Genomic DNA, 18,009 nt, shown 5'->3' with positions numbered 1-18,009 from the left:
ACTATTGTTCGATTTTAGGTTGATTTTTCTGTGCATTATACTGAATATCGTCCAAACACCAATCTACTAATAATTTTCCGTTTTCAAAAACGGTTTGCATCATTGAATTTTCAGCATATTGATTTAACGGTAGATGATCAATGTTGATCGTTTGATATTTTTCACCATTCCAAATCAAATCTAAACGACCTTTTTTACTTACCTTGCCCTTATCAGTTATCGGTGCTTTATATACATCCACTAATTTACCTTCGGTAATTACGCAACTACACTTCATCGCAAAACGGTGTGTATCACGATTGATACTGGTGGTTAAATTACCCTGCAACAAAGAGCCGCCACAACCCAAAATCACATTTTCTACTGAATATTGGTTATCTTTTAATGCTTTCAACAAGTCCCACGTAGTATTTTCATTAATGCCGTCACCCTGTAAAACTTTGACATTATTCAATACCTTATAACCTTTGCTATTAACAGTAACGCCAAAAGTATTTCCCAAACGTTCACAAGCAAAAAGCACATTACTAATCGCATCACCACTGTCAGGTCTAAGCACGAGCGGGAATTTACGCTGTTTCACTTTTTCTGCTAATTTGCCACAGAAAACGTCTTCAATCGTTTTGTAATAATCGTAACTGTCAACCACAATAGAAATTACAGAATTTTGATAAGTATCCAATAAATGTTCATATGCTTGCGCTTCTCGTTCTTTTGACCACGAAGTGATGGTGCTGTGTTCCGCCGCTGGTACACTGAATCCTGCCATTTCTGCATGATAATACTGACGCAACATCATTAATGCTCCAACATTATCCGTACCTTTAAAATTCAATAGGTGTGCTGCACCACCAAGCTGCGCACTCTCTTCACTCGATACCCCACGATAACCAAAATCGTGCAACATAAACGGCAATGCATCCAAGCTATCAGCAGTTTCCTGTAAGAATTTACGACAAATGCGGTGATAAGAGTTAGATAAAGTAGCAACCGTACACGGATACCAAATTTTTAACAGCAAAGTTTCAAAAAAACTCACTAACCAAGCACAACAGGGATCAGTATTTTCAACCGTCACTAAAACATTGTGGTTATTCACCAAACTACCTTCCGGTACTGCTCTAATTTTTAATGGCAAATAACCTTGATGTTGTTGCAAAATATATTGCCAATTTTCACGATCAAACGGCAAACCGTGCAAACGCATAATTTGTTCTGCTTCATCAATCATTGCTTGTGTAATCGGCTGGCAAAGATATTTTTTCAAATAATACTGTAAGCCAAAAAATTGAGTATAACCGTAACGTCCGCCACGACTTTCAATGTAGTGATGCATATAAGTCATTTGTGGTGGATATTGGCGTGAATGAGAGTATTTGTATGAATCACTCATCAAAATAATATTTTTATCCATTACGATTCAGCCTCTATTTATTTGCGATCAAGCTTAATTTTGCCACTCTATCTCCTGATAAAATACAATCCATTTGATAGAACTGATTGCCGTTCAGGCGCATTTTCGCAGTTAAACGACTGGTGCTGCCAGCACTGTTACCGGAAGTACGCAATACACGCTTAGTGCCGGCAACTTGTTGTACTTTAGCAATACAGAGATAATTAAGCTTTGCCTCTTCGCCGGTGCGAACTGCACCAATATTTTTATCTGCTGAGTTATAGCTCAATTTTTTCACCCAAGATTCTGCTTCTCTTTTCACTTGTAATGCATCCACATCTGCATTAGCAACATTAAAATCATACAATTTTGTATTATTGGCAACAGCAATAACTTGACCATTTTTCAAGTAAATTTTCTCTGCCTTATTACCGCTCACATCAATATAAACAATGTTTTTACCACTAAAATAAGCTGTATAAGTTTGATTATCGGTTTGATAAATAAAACTTGGCAATGTTTTTATACTATCACTGATTGCTTTTAATTCTGCATTTTCTACCCCCTTTTCCACTACCGGAACAGATTTCGCCTTGCCGGGAGTCAACTGACTACACGCCGACAATACAAATGCAAATGCCACGCTTAATAATAGTGATATATTTTTTGCTTTCATCATTATGATTTCTCCACAGTTTAATAATTAACCTCAACTTAAAAATAATGCCGCTGCACCACGCACACCACCGGAATCACCGTATTTTGCTTTTTGGATTGCTGGCACAACTGCACTACGCATTAAATGTTCCGGCAGGCGTTTTGGCAAAGCTTCATAGATATAATCAAAGTTGGATAAGCCGCCACCTAAGAAAATGGCATCCGGATCAAGCACTGTAATCAAATTACCAATGCTGATCGCCATTAATTCAATGAATTTCTCAACAAATTCTACTGTTTTTGCATCATTTTGATAAAAACGCCGGATAATCTCTTTTGCTGACAATTTTTCGTGTAATAAATCATTATATAACAGTTCAAATCCGCGCCCAGATAAATAGGTATCCAAACAAGCAACATTACCGCAACCGCAACGGTAAATCGGGGCATTATCCCAACCAAGCAGTTTTAAAGCGTGATAATTTAATTGGATATGACCAACTTCGCCTGCCATTCCCACTTTACCGGAATGCACTTTGCCATTAAAAACCAGACCGCCACCAAAGCCAGTACCGATGATCAAACCTAATACGGTTGAATACTGTTTACTCTCCTCATCCCACGCCTCGGAAAGAGCAAAGCAATTTGCATCATTTTCAATACGAACTTCACGTTGTAAACATTGTTCCAAATCACGTGCAATTGGTTGATTATCCGCAACGCGAATGTTGGTAATTTCGGCTATACCGGTATCACGGCGAACGAAGCCCGGCACACCTATACCAACAGTACCTTTACTACCAAATTTTTGATCGGCTTTTTCTACTAACCGTACAATCGAATTTAACCAATCTTCATAGCTAGTTTGTGGTGTATCAATTCGCTCACTATACAACCTCTCTAACTGTTGATTAAATGCTGCCAATTCTATTTTTGTACCACCAATATCGATCCCATATAACATATTTATACCTACGTAAGTTGAAAAAATTACTGGAATTATAGCCTATTTTGTAATAAACCTGCTACATTCATAAAAACAACTACAACAATAATTAAAAACCGCAACAAAAATGGTTGATAATGTATATAATGATTTCCTTTTATTTTTTGAGTTATACAAATAAATACTCTATGTAAGAAAGCAAAAAACATTAGAATAGCGAGGAACATATGGCAAAAATTGAGCTTGTCGCAAAAGCAAACCTACCTACTGAATTTGGGATTTTTCAGATTATTGGTTTTGAGCATCCACAAACCCACAAAGAACATGTCGCATTAGTAATGGGCGACATTGCCAACGGAGAACCTACTCTTGCCAGAATTCATTCAGAATGTCTAACCGGCGATGCATTGCATAGTTTGAAATGTGATTGCGGTTTTCAATTACAAGCGGCGCTGAAACAAATTAGTGAAGAAGGTAAAGGCATATTAATCTATCACCGCGCTGAAGGACGTGGTATCGGTTTGATTAACAAGATTCGAGCTTATGCTTTGCAAGATCAGGGAATGGATACCATTGAAGCCAATCTTGCATTAGGATTTAAAGAAGATGAACGTGATTTCACTGTTTGCGCGGAAATTTTTGAATTATTGGGCGTAAAAGAGATTCGCTTATTAACCAATAATCCGCAAAAAATCGAAACAATGAAACGTGCCGGTATTAATGTGGTGGAACGTGTGCCGTTAAATGTCGGTGAAAATCGTTACAATACAGACTATTTAACCGTGAAAGAGCAGAAAATGGGACATATGATTGTGCACTCCCACGACTGTCAGTGCGATAAAGAGCATTAATTTTTTCATATTTTTCAAATAATTAAGGTCGCCATCGTGCGACCTTTTCCTTCAAGATTCAACTCACTTTAAAGCGTTTTCTTTTAGTCAATCAATCCTTTTTCCAATAAATAATCCAACACCAAACAGCCGGCTTGTGAGCAAATAGCGCGATCTTTACTGGTAATCCAGCGAATTTCTTCGATTTCTGCACTTGCGATTAATTCACCTTGATATTGCGCCTGATAACAACGCATAATCACCATTACCCCTTCAGCTTTACCGTGTGCTTGTGCTTGAAATGTTTCCACTGGCTGTAAACTGTTTGGAATTAAATTAACATTTAGCTCTTCCTTAATTTCACGAACTAATGCCTGCTGATCGTTTTCTCCAACTTCACGTTTACCTCCAGGCAAATAATATTGCTCTTTTCCGTATGAGCGTGTCATTAATAGTTGACGATCTTTAATTAAAATCCACGCCAATTTATCGATATGTTGCATATTTGCTACTCCTCTAATTTTATTTGCGTCTTTTCTTGCATCCCTACCGTTTGCTAGTATAGTGAGTTTTCTAAAAATCGTAACCTTTTTATTTAATAGGAAAATTATGTTGACTGTTTATGGAATAAAAAATTGTGATACCGTCAAGAAAACCCTTGTCTGGTTGGCACAACATCAACTTGAAGCAAAATTGCACGATTATCGTCAGCAAGGCATTGATGCCGCCTTTTTACAACAGATTGAAGCATTGTTCGGTTGGGAAGCGTTAATCAATAAACGCAGCACCACTTGGCGTAATTTGGAGCAGACAGTTAAAGATCAACTTAATCAGGATAATGCACTTTCTTTATTGCTTGAACAGCCAACGCTTATCAAACGACCAATCGTATTAGGCGATAATGTGCAGCTTATCGGCTTTAATGCTAAACAATATGCGCAGGCTTTTGGAGTAGCGGAATGAAACAAGAAGTCATTGCCCTCGCACAAGATTTAATTCATCGCCCCTCTGTCAGTCCAAAAGATGAGGGTTGTCAACAAGTGATAGCTGATCGTTTGAGTAAATTAGGTTTTAACATTGAATGGATGCCGTTCGGTGACACTTTAAATTTATGGGCTACCCACGGTAATTCTACTCCAACTATTGTTTTCGCTGGACATACTGATGTTGTACCGCCTGGCGATGAAACACAATGGCAACATTCGCCCTTTTCAGCCGAAATTGTCGGTGATTTACTTTATGGTCGTGGTGCAGCAGATATGAAAGGTTCGTTGGCATCAATGGTAGTAGCAGCAGAACAGTTTGTATCACAACATCCACAGCATAAAGGACGAATTGCGTTCTTGATTACCTCCGATGAAGAAGCAGCCGCTAAAGATGGCACTGTCAGGGTAGTGGAAGCATTAATGGCTCGTGGTGAACAGGTAGATTATTGTTTAGTCGGCGAACCCTCTAGTACCGAAAAACTGGGAGATATTGTAAAAAACGGTCGTCGTGGCTCTATTACCGGCAATCTTTATATTCAAGGTGTGCAAGGACACGTTGCTTATCCTCATCTTGCTGACAATCCGATTCATAAAGCTGCCGGATTTATTCAAGATCTGGTGAATATCAAATGGGATAACGGCAATGACTTCTTTCCACCAACAAGCCTACAAATTGCTAATATTCAAGCTGGCACAGGTTCAAATAATGTTATTCCTGGTGAACTTTATATTCAATTTAACTTGCGTTTTAATACCGAAACCAGCGATGAAAAGATTAAACAACGTGTTACAGAGTTACTGGCACGCCACCAACTGAATTATCGGATTGAATGGTGGCTATCAGGACAACCATTTTTAACCGCTAAAGGCAAATTGGTCGATGCGGTTGTACGCGCATTACAAAAAGTAGCGGCAATTACGCCAACATTGGAAACCAGTGGCGGTACATCTGATGGTCGATTTATCGCTTTAATGGGAGCGGAAGTGGTGGAACTCGGACCTTTAAATAAAACCATACACCGTATTGATGAATGTGTAAGCTGTGAAGATTTAGCAAAATTGGCGGTTACTCATTTAGAAATATTAAATACATTATTAGGAGAGTAAATTATGTTGCCGCTTGTATTTGATTGCTTAACAGGAAAATCTCGCCAACACTTGGCATTATTACCGCTTCCCCATTCCACTGCTCATTTCTTACAACCACAGGCTGTGAAAGCCTTCCAAAGTTTGCAACAGGCTGCGAAAAAAGCAGGTTTTAATTTACAGCCGGCAAGCACTTTCCGTGATTTCACACGCCAAAAATGGATTTGGGACAACAAATTCAACGGTATCAGGAAAGTACACAATGATCAGGGAGAAAACATTAATCTTTCTCTGCTTAGTGAATGGCAAAAATGTTTAGCTATTCTGCGCTGGTCGGCATTACCCGGTGCCAGTCGCCATCACTGGGGTACGGAAATTGATGTTTTTGATCCGGATCTACTACCTAAAGGACAATCGCTACAATTGACACCTCAAGAATATCAACAGAATGGTTACTTTGCTCCGCTAGTTGAATTTCTACAACAACATCTAGCTGATTTCGATTTTTATCTTCCTTTTCTTGAACTACCGGAAGATAAAAAAATTGGCATTGAGCCTTGGCATATCAGCTATCGCCCAATCGCAGAAAAGTTACAGCCGTTACTTACCCCCGAGGTTTTGTTAGAAGCGTGGAAGAATGAAACTATCGCCGGTAAAAAGATCCTTACTAAACATCTTAAAGAAATTTTCGATCAATTTATTCTTTAATCAAAAGCTAGTTCGACCCACATTGGATTGTGATCGGACGCTTTTGTTTTTTTCGTTGTCGCAGAAATAGCCTTCAATCCTTTGACAAAAATATGATCCAATGGAAAATCATTGAAACGTAAGCGATTATCTGGAAAAAATGAGATTTCGTGCAGACCAAATTGTGCCATTTTCTGTTGTAATATCTCAACCCTTTCCTGATTCCAAGCATTAAAGTCGCCAGCTATAATCACGGCATCAACCCGTTGTTGTAGCTGTTGCATAATTTGCTCTAATTGCTGACGATACGCTGTCGGTGTCCACTCAAAATTGATCATATGCACATTGATTATCAATAAAAATTTGCCGTTATCCAACGGATATACTGAAGATACGCTAGTTTTAGGAATACCTAACCAAGGTTCATCAACTGCAGCACTACAATAATATTGTGGTGAAAACAACGAAAGTGTCGCTACGCCAGATTGCATATCTCGATAAGAAAAGCCACTGGCAAACAATTGATTTGGCATACGTTGCAATAATTGTGGTAATTTCTGCAAAGAAGTTGCTTCTTGTAATAACATAAAATCCGTTTTTTCTTCATAATTTAGCAATAACGACTGCCATCCTTTATCTTCTCCTTTATGCACATTCCAAACCAATAATTTTAATGGTTGCGTAGTTGAAATTGTTTCAGCATCCAACATTGGACGATAACAACTTAATTTGCTGTCTATTTCGACAAAAGGTTCAAAACTTTGCTTTTCATTCATTGAAATAAACTGGGTCAAAGGTGGCTGATAAAGGGTTAGAGATTGATATAAAAACAAGATAACTGCTAATATCAACATCAGCAAAAAAACACTGATTAATTTAATTATTTTTTTCATAAATATTGCTCGCTTTTTTCAATATACCTCGATTGCACACTTTACATATTACTCACTAATTGATTTAATAGCGCGCGTTAATGACTTTTCAACAAGGCTTATTATATGGGCATTTACACATATATTTGTTTTTTATCTGCAATTTCTATTTTACTCGGTTTTATCACCAGTAAAATCAGCGATAAAATTCAATCTACTATCGCAATTACCGCCGCTGCGATGATTGGTTCATTGCTACTTTTGACTTTAGGTTATCTTGGTTGGTTTCAAATTGACAGTATTGCAACAGAAGTAATGCAAGAAATCGACTTTAAAAGTTTTCTACTTAATGGGATTTTAGGCTTCTTACTGTTTGCCGGCGCATTAGGTATTAAAATTCCCGTGTTGCGTGATCAAAAATGGGAAATCACAATCTTTGCGTTATTTTCAACACTAGCTTCCACATTCATTATTGGCACACTAATTTATTTAGTCGCTAATCTTATCAGCTTACCAATTGGCTTTATTTATTGTTTGCTTTTCGGTGCTTTAATTTCACCTACTGACCCTATCGCCGTATTGGCAATCATTAAAAATTTACGTGCACCGAAACGTTTATCAATGCAAGTTGAAGGAGAATCTCTATTTAATGACGGTGTCGGCTTGGTAATTTTTGTTACTATTTTTACCGTTGCCTTCAGCGGTGAACAGATGTCTGCCAGTGAAATTTTACATCTGTTCCTACACGAGGCAATCGGTGGAATTATCTTTGGCTTTGTGCTTGGCTTGGTCGCTCACCTCTTAATTTCAGCCACTGATGATGGTAGCTTAGAAATCTTATTAACTTTAACTATTCCAACTGCTGGTTTTATGTTGGCAAATCTATTAGAAGTTTCCGGTGCATTAGCGATGGTGGTTTCTGGTATTATGGTAGGAAATTGGACTCGTCATCGCGGTTTCTCTGAGCAAAGCCAACGCTATCTTGATCATTTTTGGGAAATGATCGACCACTTCCTGAACTCTCTACTATTCTTTCTAATCGGTTTTGCACTACTGCTGATTGATTTTACCTTCCAAGGCTTTCTGATGATGTTGTTAGCAATTCCAGTCTGTTTAGCAGCACGCTATATCAGCTTATGGATACCATACTCAATATTGCGTTTTTTCCGCACCTATAACCCTTACACTTTAAAAATTATGACGTGGGGTGGACTACGTGGCGGTTTGGCATTGGCTATGGCACTTTCCATTCCGGCAAAAGCGGTATTTGTTAATGGCACAGATGTAAAAGATATTATCTTGATTATGACTTATGCCATTGTTGTATTCTCAATTTTGGTGCAAGGCGTAACCATTGAAAAAATGATTAAAAAATCAAAATTGGTTGATCCGAACCGTGAGGAATATCTCACTCCAAGTTCACATTTTGAACACCACTCTTCCGCACAAGAGTAAGTTTCAACTTTGCTGTAGTAAGAATTACGAGTATAATTAACCACAATTTCGCCGCACGTTATGTGCGGCATATTTTTATCAAGAAACAGAAGACAATTATGACAACTACAATTATTACTGTTGACGGCACGAGCGGCGTTGGCAAAGGTACTTTATGTCAAGCATTGACTCAACATTTCGGTTTTCATTTATTGGACTCCGGTGCTATTTATCGTGTTTTCGGTTTAGCTGCAGCAAAACATAATATTGATTTTTCTGATGAAAAGGCTTTAAGCGCTTTTGCCAAAACGATCAACATCTCCTTCTCAAGCGACAAAAATGGCGTAAAAACTTTTCTAAATCAAGAAGACGTAAGCGATATTATTCGTACACAACAGGTTGCAGATTATGCCTCCAGAATAGCAATATACCCTCAAGTACGTGCTGCTTTATTGCAAAAACAGCGAGATTTTGCTCAAGCCCCCGGATTAGTGGCAGATGGTCGCGATATGGGTACAGTTGTTTTCCCAGAAGCTCAAATTAAGTTTTTTTTGGATGCTTCAGCGGAAGAACGTGCAAAAAGACGTTTAAAACAGTTGCAGGAAAAGGGAATTAATGGTAATTTTGCCCAGATTTTATCCGAAATTCAGGAACGCGATTACCGAGATAGAAATCGTGCGGTTGCTCCATTAAAACCCGCCGATGATGCAATTCTGTTAGATTCATCTTCCCTTTCTATTAATGACGTTTTCACGTTGGCATTGCAACATATTCATCAGCGTTGCCCTTATTTGGGATAGAACCATATTGTGTTTATTCAAGGAAGAATAGACGTTTATTATCAGCCCCGTTTAATAAGGAATTTAAGCGGTCGTTATTAACTTATTGAAGATTAATTTATATGTCAGAATCTTTTGCTCAACTATTTGAAGAATCACTAAAAGAACTTGAAACTCGTCAAGGTTCAATCGTTACTGGTACTGTTGTTGCTATCAACAAAGGTTTCGTTTTCGTTGATGCAGGTTTGAAATCTGAAGCTGCAATCCCTGCTGAAGAATTCCAAAATGCACAAGGTGAAATCACTGTTCAAGTTGGTGATCAAGTTCAAGTTGCGTTAGACGCTGTTGAAGATGGTTTCGGCGAAACCAAACTTTCTCGTGAAAAAGCAGTTCGTCACGAATCTTGGATTTCCTTAGAAAAAGCATACGAAGATCAAGAAACTGTTGTTGGTTTAATTAACGGTAAAGTGAAAGGTGGTTTCACTGTTGAGTTGAATGGTGTTCGTGCATTCTTACCTGGTTCATTAGTGGATACTCGCCCTGTACGCGATACTCTTCACTTAGAAGGTAAAGAATTAGAATTTAAAGTTATCAAACTAGACCAAAAACGTAACAATGTTGTTGTTTCTCGTCGTGCAGTTATCGAATCTGAAAACAGCCAAGAACGTGATCAATTACTTGAAGCCTTACAAGAAGGTGCCGAAGTTAAAGGTATCGTTAAGAATTTAACTGACTACGGTGCATTCGTTGATTTAGGTGGTGTTGATGGTTTATTACACATTACTGATATGGCTTGGAAACGTGTTAAACATCCAGGTGAAATCGTAAATGTCGGTGATGAAGTTACTGTTAAAGTATTGAAATTTGACCGTGATCGCACTCGTGTTTCACTAGGCTTAAAGCAATTAGGTCAAGATCCTTGGGCTGCTATCGCTGAAAATTATCCAGTAAACAGCAAATTAACAGGTAAAGTAACCAACTTAACCGACTATGGTTGCTTCGTTGAAATTTTAGACGGTATCGAAGGTCTTGTTCACGTTTCAGAAATGGATTGGACCAATAAAAATATCCATCCATCTAAAGTAGTTAGCGTAGGTGATGAAGTTGAAGTTATGGTATTAGAAATCGATGAAGAACGTCGTCGTATTTCTTTAGGTTTAAAACAATGCAAACCAAATCCATGGCAACAATTCGCTGATACTCACAACAAAGGTGACAAAGTATCAGGTAAAATCAAATCAATCACTGACTTCGGTATCTTCATTGGTTTAGAAGGCGGTATTGACGGTTTAGTTCACTTATCAGATATTTCTTGGAATGTTCCTGGAGAAGAAGCTGTTCGTAACTACAAGAAAGGAGATGAAGTTGAAGCTATCGTATTACAAGTTGATGCAGCTAAAGAGCGTATCTCTTTAGGTATCAAACAACTTGAAGAAGATCCATTCAATAACTTCGTTTCTATCAATAAAAAAGGCAGTGTAGTAAGTGCTAAAGTTGTTGATGTTGATGCTAAAGGTGCTAAAGTTGAGCTGGATAATGGTGTTGAAGGCTACATCCGTACCGCTGATCTTAACGGTGAAGTAAATGTTGGCGATGTTATTGAAGCAAAATACACCGGTGTAGATCGTAAAGCTCGTATTGTTCACTTATCAATCCGTGCAAAAGATGAAGCTGAAGAAGCTGCAGCATTAGCAAGCGTAAATAACAAACAAGAAGAAGTTGTTATTCCTAACGCAATGGCTGAAGCATTCAAAGCAGCAAAAGGTGAATAATCTTCCTTATCGTTTTGCTTAATTGCAATAAATCCGATATGTTTCGGCATATCGGATTTTCTACCTAAAACAGAAGGATACTCATATGACAAAATCAGAATTGATTGAAAAGTTGATAAATCGCCATCCTACTATGTCGATTAAACATATTGAATTTTCTGTTAAAGAAATTATTGAACATCTCTCTCTTACCTTAGAAAAGGGTGATCGTATTGAAATCCGCCGTTTCGGTAGTTTTGCATTACGCTATCGTCAACCTCGTACTGGTCGAAACCCAAAAACCGGTACACAAGTCAGTCTTGAAGCAAAATCAGTTCCGCATTTCAAAGCAGGGAAAGAATTGCGTGAACGTGTTGATAACATTTAATTAACTAATATGATCATACCAATTTAACGTTGCTGATCTATTCTCGTTTTATTAGCAACGTTACTTTTCTCCTATTATCATTTTATGAGCTGCCCTAAACATAGTTTGCCTAGACCACCTTGGTCATCACTTTCGTTTTGGAAACCAACTCCTTCTGCCCTCGCTGTATTAGTTATTTCACTACTAACTTTTGGTATTGGAGATGGTTTTTTAGTTTTATCTCAACTCGGTTCTACACCTTGGACTGTATTAGCACAAGGTCTTTCTATTAAAACAGGGAACAATATAGGCATTATTAGTTTTATCATCAGCATCATTGTAATGTTGACTTGGATACCTTTCCGGCAAAAGCCCGGTTTAGGTACATTGCTTAATATCACTTTAATCGCACTTTCTCTTGGCCTAACCGTTACTTTTATTCCTGCACCTCAAACCTTTATCGGACAATTTCTATTTATGCTCATCGGCGTTATTATCGGCGGCATCACCTCTGCATTCTACCTCACCTGCCATATGGGTGCCGGCCCTCGTGACGGCTTAATGGTCGGGCTTTATCAAACTACAGGTCTCAAAATCGGCACTATCCGAACCTTAATCGAAGGCAGTGTCTGTTTTGTCGGCTGGTTATTAGGTGGCGTTGTCGGTCTTGGAACATTGGTTTTTGCGTTATCGATCGGTTGGGTATTACAAACTACGCTCGGATTGATTATCAAAAAATTTAATACCCAATAAATAACAGCTAAGTCTCCGCCATTTTTCCTTTTCGATTCGGAATTTTGCTATTATAGTTGCTCTATTTTTGGCATAATGGGCATCATTTCATTTTCTACTAGGGGGCAATGTGAAATTAAAATACATTCTAACTTTAGTTATTGTTATTGCATTAATCATTGTTGGCATTACTGTCGGAGCCAATAACGATCAAGTGATTTCGGTAAACTATATTATCGCAAAAAGCAATATTCAACTCTCTAGCTTAGTTGCACTTTTATTCGGCTTCGGCTTCTTACTCGGTTGGTTAGTAACCGGGATTTTTTACATCAAGCTTAAAGTAAAAAATATGGCATTAACACGCCAAACTAAAAAGCAGCTACAACAAATCAATGAATTAATGACCGCAAGAGATAAAAACGCATAATGCTGGAACTGCTTTTTTTGCTGTTACCTATCGCCGCTGCCTATGGCTGGTATATGGGACATCGTAGCGCTAAAAAAGATCAGGAGGAGATCAGCAATAAATTATCCCGTGATTATATGACCGGGGTAAATTTTCTTTTATCTAACCAACAAGAAAAAGCGGTTGATCTTTTCTTAAAAATGCTAGAAAAGCAGGAGTCGGAAAACGCTATTGACAACGACTCCCAATTTGAAGCGGAATTGACTTTAGGTAATTTGTTTCGTTCTCGAGGAGAGGTGGATCGTGCATTACGTATCCACCAAAATATCGATAACAATCCTAATTACAGTTATGAACAAAAATTGCTCACTCGCCAGCAATTAGCCAAAGATTTTATGTTTGTAGGGTTCTTGGATAGAGCCGAAAAACTCTACCAGAAATTAAGTGAAGAGCCAGACTACGCAGAAAATGCCTTACACGAACTGGCAAATATTTATCAACGTACTAAAGAGTGGGATAAAGCTATCGAGGTGGGAGAGCGTTATCGTAAATTGACGCAGCACAGTGAAAATATCGCATTGGCACATTACTATTGCGAATTTGCCTTAGAATCCAATCAGCAACAACAGATTATAGATGCTCTTACAAAAGCTTTAATCGTTTCACCAACTTGCGTTAGAGCAACGCTTATTCTTTCCGAACAATATGCAAAACAAGGCAATTACCCCAAAGCCATCAAGACATTACAACAAATTACCGAGCAAAATCTTGCCTATATCAGTGAAGCCTTACCACCACTTATCGAATATTATCAACATTTGCCGAATAGCCACGATTTGGAACTGTTTCTTATCAAATTACAACAGCATAAAGCTAATAGCTCCGTAGTTATTGCCTTAACAGATTATATTGAACGGAAATCAGGTGCTGAAGTTGCAAAAAATCATCTCTATCGTCAGCTTGAGAAACGTCCGACAATGCGAATATTTCATCGATTCATTCAATATCAAATTAATGAGCTTGATGAAGGAAACGGCAAAGAGAGTCTAAAACTACTCTATAATATCGTTGACGAACGTTTGAAAAAAAGCTTTGAATATCGCTGTAATCATTGCGGTTTTCAGAGCCATAAACTGATTTGGCAATGTCCATCCTGTCGGCGATGGGAAACGGTTACACCAATAGAAAATTAATTTGCAAACAAAGAGGGAACATCATGGAAAATAAAGTTATTGTCGCCTTAGACTATGAAACGAAAAAAGAAGCAATGCAACTGGTTGATCAGCTTGATCCCAGTTTATGTCGCCTTAAAGTGGGTAAAGAGATGTTTACTACACTAGGTACAGAATTTGTCAAAGAATTGCAAAGACGTAATTTTGATGTGTTCTTAGATCTAAAATTCCACGATATTCCGAATACTGTTGCCCGTGCGGTACGTTCCGCCGCCGATTTAGGTGTTTGGATGGTCGATATGCACGCCAGTGGTGGTTTAAGAATGATGGAAGCAGCGAAAAAAATTCTGGAACCTTATGGCAAAGATGCGCCGATTTTAATTGCTATCACTGTTCTAACCAGTATGGAAGAAGCAGATTTATTGCAAATCGGCGTTAATACTTCTCCAGAAGAACACGTTATTCGTTTAGCGCGTCTAAGCCAACGTGCCGGATTGGATGGCGTAGTCTGTTCACCACAAGAAGTGGAAATCTTACGTCAGCGCTGTGGAAGCGAATTTAAATTAATCACCCCTGGAATTCGTCCTGAAGGTACTCAACTAGGTGATCAACGTCGCGTAATGACACCAAGAGAGGCGATTAATGCCGGCTCAGACTATCTAGTTATCGGTCGTCCAATTACACAAGCCGCAGATCCTGTTGCTGTATTAAAACAGATCAATGCATCAATTCAAGGATAATCAATGTCTGACAGTCAACTTGTTTACTCAACTGAAAACGGACGTATCAAACCTCAAAAGCAAGTACAGCAACGTCCACAAGGTGATGGTATTGTTCGTATTCAACGCCAAACATCAGGACGTAAAGGAAAAGGTGTTTGTGTTATCAGCGGTTTGCCTTTAGACGACAAAGCTCTCTCTGATCTTGCTTCATTACTGAAAAAGCGTTGTGGCTGTGGTGGCTCAGTTAAAAACGGTACCATTGAAATTCAAGGGGAAAATCGTGATCTATTAAAACAGTTGCTGGAAGAAAAAGGCTTTAAAGTTAAGCTGTCAGGTGGTTAAGCATTGAACATTCGTTAAAAACTCTCGTATTCAACAATTCACATACGAGAGTTTTTCTTTCACGCCAAATATTCTCTTTTTAGAAAAATTTCTAGCATTAATTGCATCATTAAGATTTCATTTTGCGACATATCACTCATTTTTAAATAAATCTGCAATAAAAATTTTGACACACTTCTCATTTTGGAAAATTTACACTTTATAAACGCTCATTTTTTCTTTTAAATACAAAACATAAGTTCGATTAAGAACATTATTTATATTTTCTTTTCTACTTTAGTCTTACAAATAAGGAGTCTTTATGGCACTCGATCATTCATTAAAAGGACAGTGTATTGCCGAATTTCTCGGAACGGCATTATTGATCTTTTTTGGTTGCGGTTGTGTAGCTGCAGCCCGTGTTGCAGGTGCTTCATTCGGTTTATGGGAAATCAGTATCGTTTGGGGAATGGGGGTTGCATTAGCAGTTTATCTTACCGCCGGTGTTTCCGGAGCTCATCTTAATCCTGCTGTCACTATCGCTCTTTGGAAATTCGCCTGCTTCGATGGCAAAAAAGTAGTACCTTTCATTATCGCTCAAATGTTAGGAGGTTTTTTCGGAGCCGCAGTTGTTTACCTGCTATATCGAGGAGTCATCATTGATTACGAAACAACTCAACATATTGTAAGAGGTTCTGCCGAAAGCCTATTTACTGCTGGTATTTTCTCTACCTATGCAAACCCTCATATTGATTTACTCACTGCTGGAACAGTTGAATTTATTCTTACTGCCACTTTAGTCGGTGTTATTTTAGCTTTGACTGATGATGGTAACGGCGTACCGCGTGGTGCTTTAGCTCCTTTACTTATCGGTATTCTAATTGCGGTATTGGGTGGTGCAATGGGGCCGTTAACCGGCTTTGCAATGAATCCTGCACGTGACTTCGGCCCTAAATTATTCGCTGCACTTTCCGGCTGGGGAGAAATCGCAATGACCGGCGGACACGTTATTCCATATGCATTAGTGCCAATCATTGCGCCGATTCTTGGCGGATTATTCGGTGCGTGGGGTTATCGTCGCTTTATTGGCAGAAATCTTCCGTGCAATAGCTGTAAAATTGACAACTAAATTTCTTGAAAAGGTAACTTATTATGACAGATAAAAAATATATTATTGCTTTAGACCAAGGTACAACCAGCTCTCGTGCAGTTTTGCTTGACCACGATGCCAATATTGTCGGCATTGCACAACGCGAATTCACACAAATTTATCCAAAAACTGGTTGGGTTGAACACGATCCTATGGAAATCTGGGCAACACAAAGTTCGACCTTAAATGAAGTGGTGGCGAAAACCGGTATTACTTCCGATCAGATCGCTGCAATCGGAATTACCAATCAGCGTGAAACAACGATCGTTTGGAATAAAAATACCGGCAAACCGGTTTACAATGCGATTGTGTGGCAATGCCGCCGTACCGCCGAATTTTGCGATCAATTAAAAGCGAAAGGTTATACCGATTATATTCGTAATACTACCGGTTTGGTGGTCGACCCCTATTTCTCCGGAACAAAAGTGAAATGGATTTTAGATAACGTTGAAGGTGCGAGAGAACAGGCGGAAAAAGGTGAATTGTTATTCGGTACGGTCGATACTTGGTTGATTTGGAAACTTACTCAAGGTCGTGTGCACGTTACCGATTACACTAATGCCTCTCGTACAATGATGTTTAATATTCATAGCAAACAGTGGGATGACAAGATGTTAGAAATTTTGGATATTCCTCGTAGTATGTTGCCGGAAGTGAAAAATTCTTCCGAAATTTATGGTCAAACCAATATCGGTGGTAAAGGTGGCGTGCGTATTCCAATCGCCGGTATTGCCGGTGACCAACAAGCTGCGCTTTACGGGCATCTTTGCGTTAACGCCGGTCAGGCAAAAAACACTTACGGCACAGGTTGCTTTATGTTAATGAACACCGGTGATAAAGCTATTACCTCACAAAATGGGCTATTAACCACTATCTGTTGTAACGCCAAAGGTGAACCTGCTTACGCTTTAGAGGGTTCTGTCTTTATTGCCGGTGCGTCAATCCAATGGTTGCGCGATGAATTAAAAATTGTACACGACAGTGCCGATACCGAATATTTCGCTCAAAAAGTGCCGGATTGTAACGGCGTCTATGTTGTTCCGGCATTTACCGGTTTAGGTGCACCTTATTGGGATCCATATGCACGTGGTGCTATTGTTGGTCTTTCTCGTGGGGCTAACCGCAATCATATTGTCAGAGCAACGCTTGAATCTATCGCATACCAAACTAAGGACGTTTTGGAAGCGATGTTGTCCGACTCAGGTGAAAAATTGCAATCATTGCGTGTTGATGGAGGTGCCACCGCGAATAATTTCTTAATGCAGTTCCAAGCTGATATTCTTAACACGCAAGTGGAACGCCCGACTGTCAAAGAAGTCACCGCACTCGGTGCCGCTTATCTTGCCGGCTTGGCGACCGGATTCTGGAAAGATCTCGAAGAGTTGCGTGACAAAGCTTCTATCGAAAGAACATTCTTGCCGGATCAAAACGAAGCTAAACAGCAACGCCGTTATAAAGGTTGGAAAAAAGCCGTTAAACGTGCCTTAGAATGGGCAAAAGAGGACGATGAAGAATAGCTTAAATTAACCGTTTCTTAATTGTAATCAAAACCTGCAATAGCTTTAAATTGCAGGTTTTCTTTTTTCTTGCAAAAAAGATTTTTCAATACAGTAGCGTTTCAACTATTCCGAAGGTTCCAGAATGTTTAATAAAAACTTAATGGGAATAAGAGAAAAAAAGGTTATATAAGAAAATTTTTTAAGAAAATAAATGGCGGT

At 38.8% G+C, this 18,009-nt stretch carries 20 protein-coding genes; 15 read left to right on the top strand and 5 right to left on the bottom strand.

The features are described 5' to 3' along the window. Window position 1: 1 nt before the first annotated feature. Genes QV04_RS04630 through nagK form a run of 3 tightly spaced genes read right to left on the bottom strand, consistent with a single transcriptional unit; the run spans window position 2 to window position 3,014 of the window. Complete coding sequence (locus QV04_RS04630; protein WP_039134594.1) at window positions 2–1,414, bottom strand: nicotinate phosphoribosyltransferase; 1,413 nt, start codon at window positions 1,412–1,414, stop codon at window positions 2–4. Window positions 1,415–1,427: 13 nt separating this feature from the next. After that, entirely contained in the window at window positions 1,428–2,072 is a 645-nt protein-coding gene (locus tag QV04_RS04625; protein ID WP_065233250.1) for a hypothetical protein, read from the bottom strand. A gap of 30 nt (window positions 2,073–2,102) precedes the next feature. Next, a complete protein-coding gene (gene nagK / locus QV04_RS04620) occupies window positions 2,103–3,014 on the bottom strand; it encodes an N-acetylglucosamine kinase (RefSeq protein WP_065233249.1) in 912 nt (303 codons plus the stop codon). Window positions 3,015–3,223: 209 nt separating this feature from the next. Between nagK and ribA the strand changes: the two genes are divergently transcribed. Continuing rightward, window positions 3,224–3,847: a GTP cyclohydrolase II gene (ribA, locus tag QV04_RS04615; protein WP_065233248.1), complete on the top strand. Its 624-nt coding sequence runs from the start codon at window positions 3,224–3,226 to the stop codon at window positions 3,845–3,847. Window positions 3,848–3,930: 83 nt separating this feature from the next. On the opposite strand, the gene QV04_RS04610 is transcribed toward ribA, so the two are convergent. Next, the gene (locus QV04_RS04610) at window positions 3,931–4,329 is read right to left on the bottom strand and encodes an NUDIX hydrolase (protein ID WP_065233247.1); all 399 of its coding nucleotides are present in this window, start codon (window positions 4,327–4,329) and stop codon (window positions 3,931–3,933) included. A 106-nt stretch (window positions 4,330–4,435) separates the two neighbouring features. On the opposite strand from QV04_RS04610, the gene QV04_RS04605 reads away from it, so the two are divergent. From QV04_RS04605 to QV04_RS04595, 3 genes are read left to right on the top strand one after another with little or no spacing between them, the layout of a single operon-like run. Beyond that, the gene (locus QV04_RS04605) at window positions 4,436–4,789 is read left to right on the top strand and encodes an ArsC family reductase (RefSeq protein WP_039134606.1); all 354 of its coding nucleotides are present in this window, start codon (window positions 4,436–4,438) and stop codon (window positions 4,787–4,789) included. Next, window positions 4,786–5,919: a succinyl-diaminopimelate desuccinylase gene (gene dapE, locus QV04_RS04600; RefSeq protein ID WP_065233246.1), complete on the top strand. Its 1,134-nt coding sequence runs from the start codon at window positions 4,786–4,788 to the stop codon at window positions 5,917–5,919. The genes QV04_RS04605 and dapE overlap by 4 nt, the downstream gene beginning before the upstream one ends. A gap of 3 nt (window positions 5,920–5,922) precedes the next feature. Continuing rightward, entirely contained in the window at window positions 5,923–6,606 is a 684-nt protein-coding gene (locus QV04_RS04595; RefSeq protein WP_065233245.1) for a M15 family metallopeptidase, read from the top strand. On the opposite strand, the gene QV04_RS04590 is transcribed toward QV04_RS04595, so the two are convergent. Continuing rightward, window positions 6,603–7,478 (bottom strand): endonuclease/exonuclease/phosphatase family protein, encoded by an 876-nt coding sequence (locus QV04_RS04590; protein WP_065233244.1) that lies wholly within the window; start codon window positions 7,476–7,478, stop codon window positions 6,603–6,605. The genes QV04_RS04595 and QV04_RS04590 overlap by 4 nt on opposite strands. Window positions 7,479–7,583: 105 nt before the next feature. Here QV04_RS04590 and QV04_RS04585 point away from each other — a divergent pair, with 105 nt between their 5' ends. The 11 genes from QV04_RS04585 (at window position 7,584) to glpK (ending at window position 17,808) form a co-directional block, all read left to right on the top strand. Further along, the gene (locus QV04_RS04585) at window positions 7,584–8,912 is read left to right on the top strand and encodes a cation:proton antiporter (protein ID WP_039171767.1); all 1,329 of its coding nucleotides are present in this window, start codon (window positions 7,584–7,586) and stop codon (window positions 8,910–8,912) included. A 98-nt stretch (window positions 8,913–9,010) separates the two neighbouring features. Continuing rightward, window positions 9,011–9,691, top strand: a complete 681-nt coding sequence (gene cmk / locus QV04_RS04580; RefSeq protein ID WP_065233243.1) for a (d)CMP kinase — start codon at window positions 9,011–9,013, stop codon at window positions 9,689–9,691. Between the two features lie 101 nt (window positions 9,692–9,792). Continuing rightward, complete coding sequence (rpsA, locus tag QV04_RS04575; RefSeq protein WP_065230816.1) at window positions 9,793–11,442, top strand: 30S ribosomal protein S1; 1,650 nt, start codon at window positions 9,793–9,795, stop codon at window positions 11,440–11,442. Between the two features lie 55 nt (window positions 11,443–11,497). Next, window positions 11,498–11,809, top strand: coding sequence for an integration host factor subunit beta (locus QV04_RS04570; protein WP_158305803.1), 312 nt, complete (start codon window positions 11,498–11,500; stop codon window positions 11,807–11,809). Between the two features lie 84 nt (window positions 11,810–11,893). Continuing rightward, complete coding sequence (locus QV04_RS04565) at window positions 11,894–12,541, top strand: YczE/YyaS/YitT family protein (RefSeq protein WP_065233242.1); 648 nt, start codon at window positions 11,894–11,896, stop codon at window positions 12,539–12,541. 109 nt (window positions 12,542–12,650) lie between these two features. After that, on the top strand, window positions 12,651–12,947 hold the full coding sequence (locus QV04_RS04560; protein ID WP_065230817.1) for a LapA family protein: 297 nt from the start codon (window positions 12,651–12,653) through the stop codon (window positions 12,945–12,947). After that, entirely contained in the window at window positions 12,947–14,119 is a 1,173-nt protein-coding gene (gene lapB / locus QV04_RS04555) for a lipopolysaccharide assembly protein LapB (RefSeq protein WP_065230818.1), read from the top strand. Before QV04_RS04560 ends, lapB begins: the two co-directional genes overlap by 1 nt. A 23-nt stretch (window positions 14,120–14,142) precedes the next feature. Next, a complete protein-coding gene (pyrF, locus tag QV04_RS04550) occupies window positions 14,143–14,838 on the top strand; it encodes an orotidine-5'-phosphate decarboxylase (protein ID WP_039150388.1) in 696 nt (231 codons plus the stop codon). A gap of 3 nt (window positions 14,839–14,841) precedes the next feature. Next, a complete protein-coding gene (yciH, locus tag QV04_RS04545; protein WP_065230819.1) occupies window positions 14,842–15,162 on the top strand; it encodes a stress response translation initiation inhibitor YciH in 321 nt (106 codons plus the stop codon). A gap of 301 nt (window positions 15,163–15,463) precedes the next feature. Next, complete coding sequence (locus QV04_RS04540) at window positions 15,464–16,270, top strand: MIP/aquaporin family protein (RefSeq protein ID WP_039134634.1); 807 nt, start codon at window positions 15,464–15,466, stop codon at window positions 16,268–16,270. Between the two features lie 23 nt (window positions 16,271–16,293). Then, entirely contained in the window at window positions 16,294–17,808 is a 1,515-nt protein-coding gene (gene glpK / locus QV04_RS04535; protein WP_018346816.1) for a glycerol kinase GlpK, read from the top strand. The last annotated feature ends 201 nt before the right edge of the window (window positions 17,809–18,009 follow it).

The sequence above is a fragment of the Gallibacterium genomosp. 1 genome (assembly GCF_001678575.1).
In the GTDB taxonomy this organism is placed as follows: Bacteria; Pseudomonadota; Gammaproteobacteria; order Enterobacterales; family Pasteurellaceae; genus Gallibacterium.
Note: the sequence above shows the minus strand (reverse complement) of the source record. Positions and strands in the feature narration are given on the sequence as shown.

Excerpts from the sequence above, each read along its gene's own strand:
- pyrF (WP_039150388.1), top strand. The coding sequence starts at position 14,143 with ATGGAAAATAAAGTTATTGTCGCCTTAGACTATGAAACGAAAAAAGAA.
- nagK (WP_065233249.1), bottom strand. The coding sequence starts at position 3,014 with ATGTTATATGGGATCGATATTGGTGGTACAAAAATAGAATTGGCAGCA.
- ribA (WP_065233248.1), top strand. The coding sequence starts at position 3,224 with ATGGCAAAAATTGAGCTTGTCGCAAAAGCAAACCTACCTACTGAATTT.
- dapE (WP_065233246.1), top strand. The coding sequence starts at position 4,786 with ATGAAACAAGAAGTCATTGCCCTCGCACAAGATTTAATTCATCGCCCC.
- glpK (WP_018346816.1), top strand. The coding sequence starts at position 16,294 with ATGACAGATAAAAAATATATTATTGCTTTAGACCAAGGTACAACCAGC.
- QV04_RS04605 (WP_039134606.1), top strand. The coding sequence starts at position 4,436 with ATGTTGACTGTTTATGGAATAAAAAATTGTGATACCGTCAAGAAAACC.
- QV04_RS04565 (WP_065233242.1), top strand. The coding sequence starts at position 11,894 with ATGAGCTGCCCTAAACATAGTTTGCCTAGACCACCTTGGTCATCACTT.
- lapB (WP_065230818.1), top strand. The coding sequence starts at position 12,947 with ATGCTGGAACTGCTTTTTTTGCTGTTACCTATCGCCGCTGCCTATGGC.
- QV04_RS04540 (WP_039134634.1), top strand. The coding sequence starts at position 15,464 with ATGGCACTCGATCATTCATTAAAAGGACAGTGTATTGCCGAATTTCTC.
- QV04_RS04625 (WP_065233250.1), bottom strand. The coding sequence starts at position 2,072 with ATGATGAAAGCAAAAAATATATCACTATTATTAAGCGTGGCATTTGCA.
- yciH (WP_065230819.1), top strand. The coding sequence starts at position 14,842 with ATGTCTGACAGTCAACTTGTTTACTCAACTGAAAACGGACGTATCAAA.
- QV04_RS04590 (WP_065233244.1), bottom strand. The coding sequence starts at position 7,478 with ATGAAAAAAATAATTAAATTAATCAGTGTTTTTTTGCTGATGTTGATA.
- QV04_RS04595 (WP_065233245.1), top strand. The coding sequence starts at position 5,923 with ATGTTGCCGCTTGTATTTGATTGCTTAACAGGAAAATCTCGCCAACAC.
- QV04_RS04585 (WP_039171767.1), top strand. The coding sequence starts at position 7,584 with ATGGGCATTTACACATATATTTGTTTTTTATCTGCAATTTCTATTTTA.
- rpsA (WP_065230816.1), top strand. The coding sequence starts at position 9,793 with ATGTCAGAATCTTTTGCTCAACTATTTGAAGAATCACTAAAAGAACTT.
- QV04_RS04630 (WP_039134594.1), bottom strand. The coding sequence starts at position 1,414 with ATGGATAAAAATATTATTTTGATGAGTGATTCATACAAATACTCTCAT.
- cmk (WP_065233243.1), top strand. The coding sequence starts at position 9,011 with ATGACAACTACAATTATTACTGTTGACGGCACGAGCGGCGTTGGCAAA.
- QV04_RS04610 (WP_065233247.1), bottom strand. The coding sequence starts at position 4,329 with ATGCAACATATCGATAAATTGGCGTGGATTTTAATTAAAGATCGTCAA.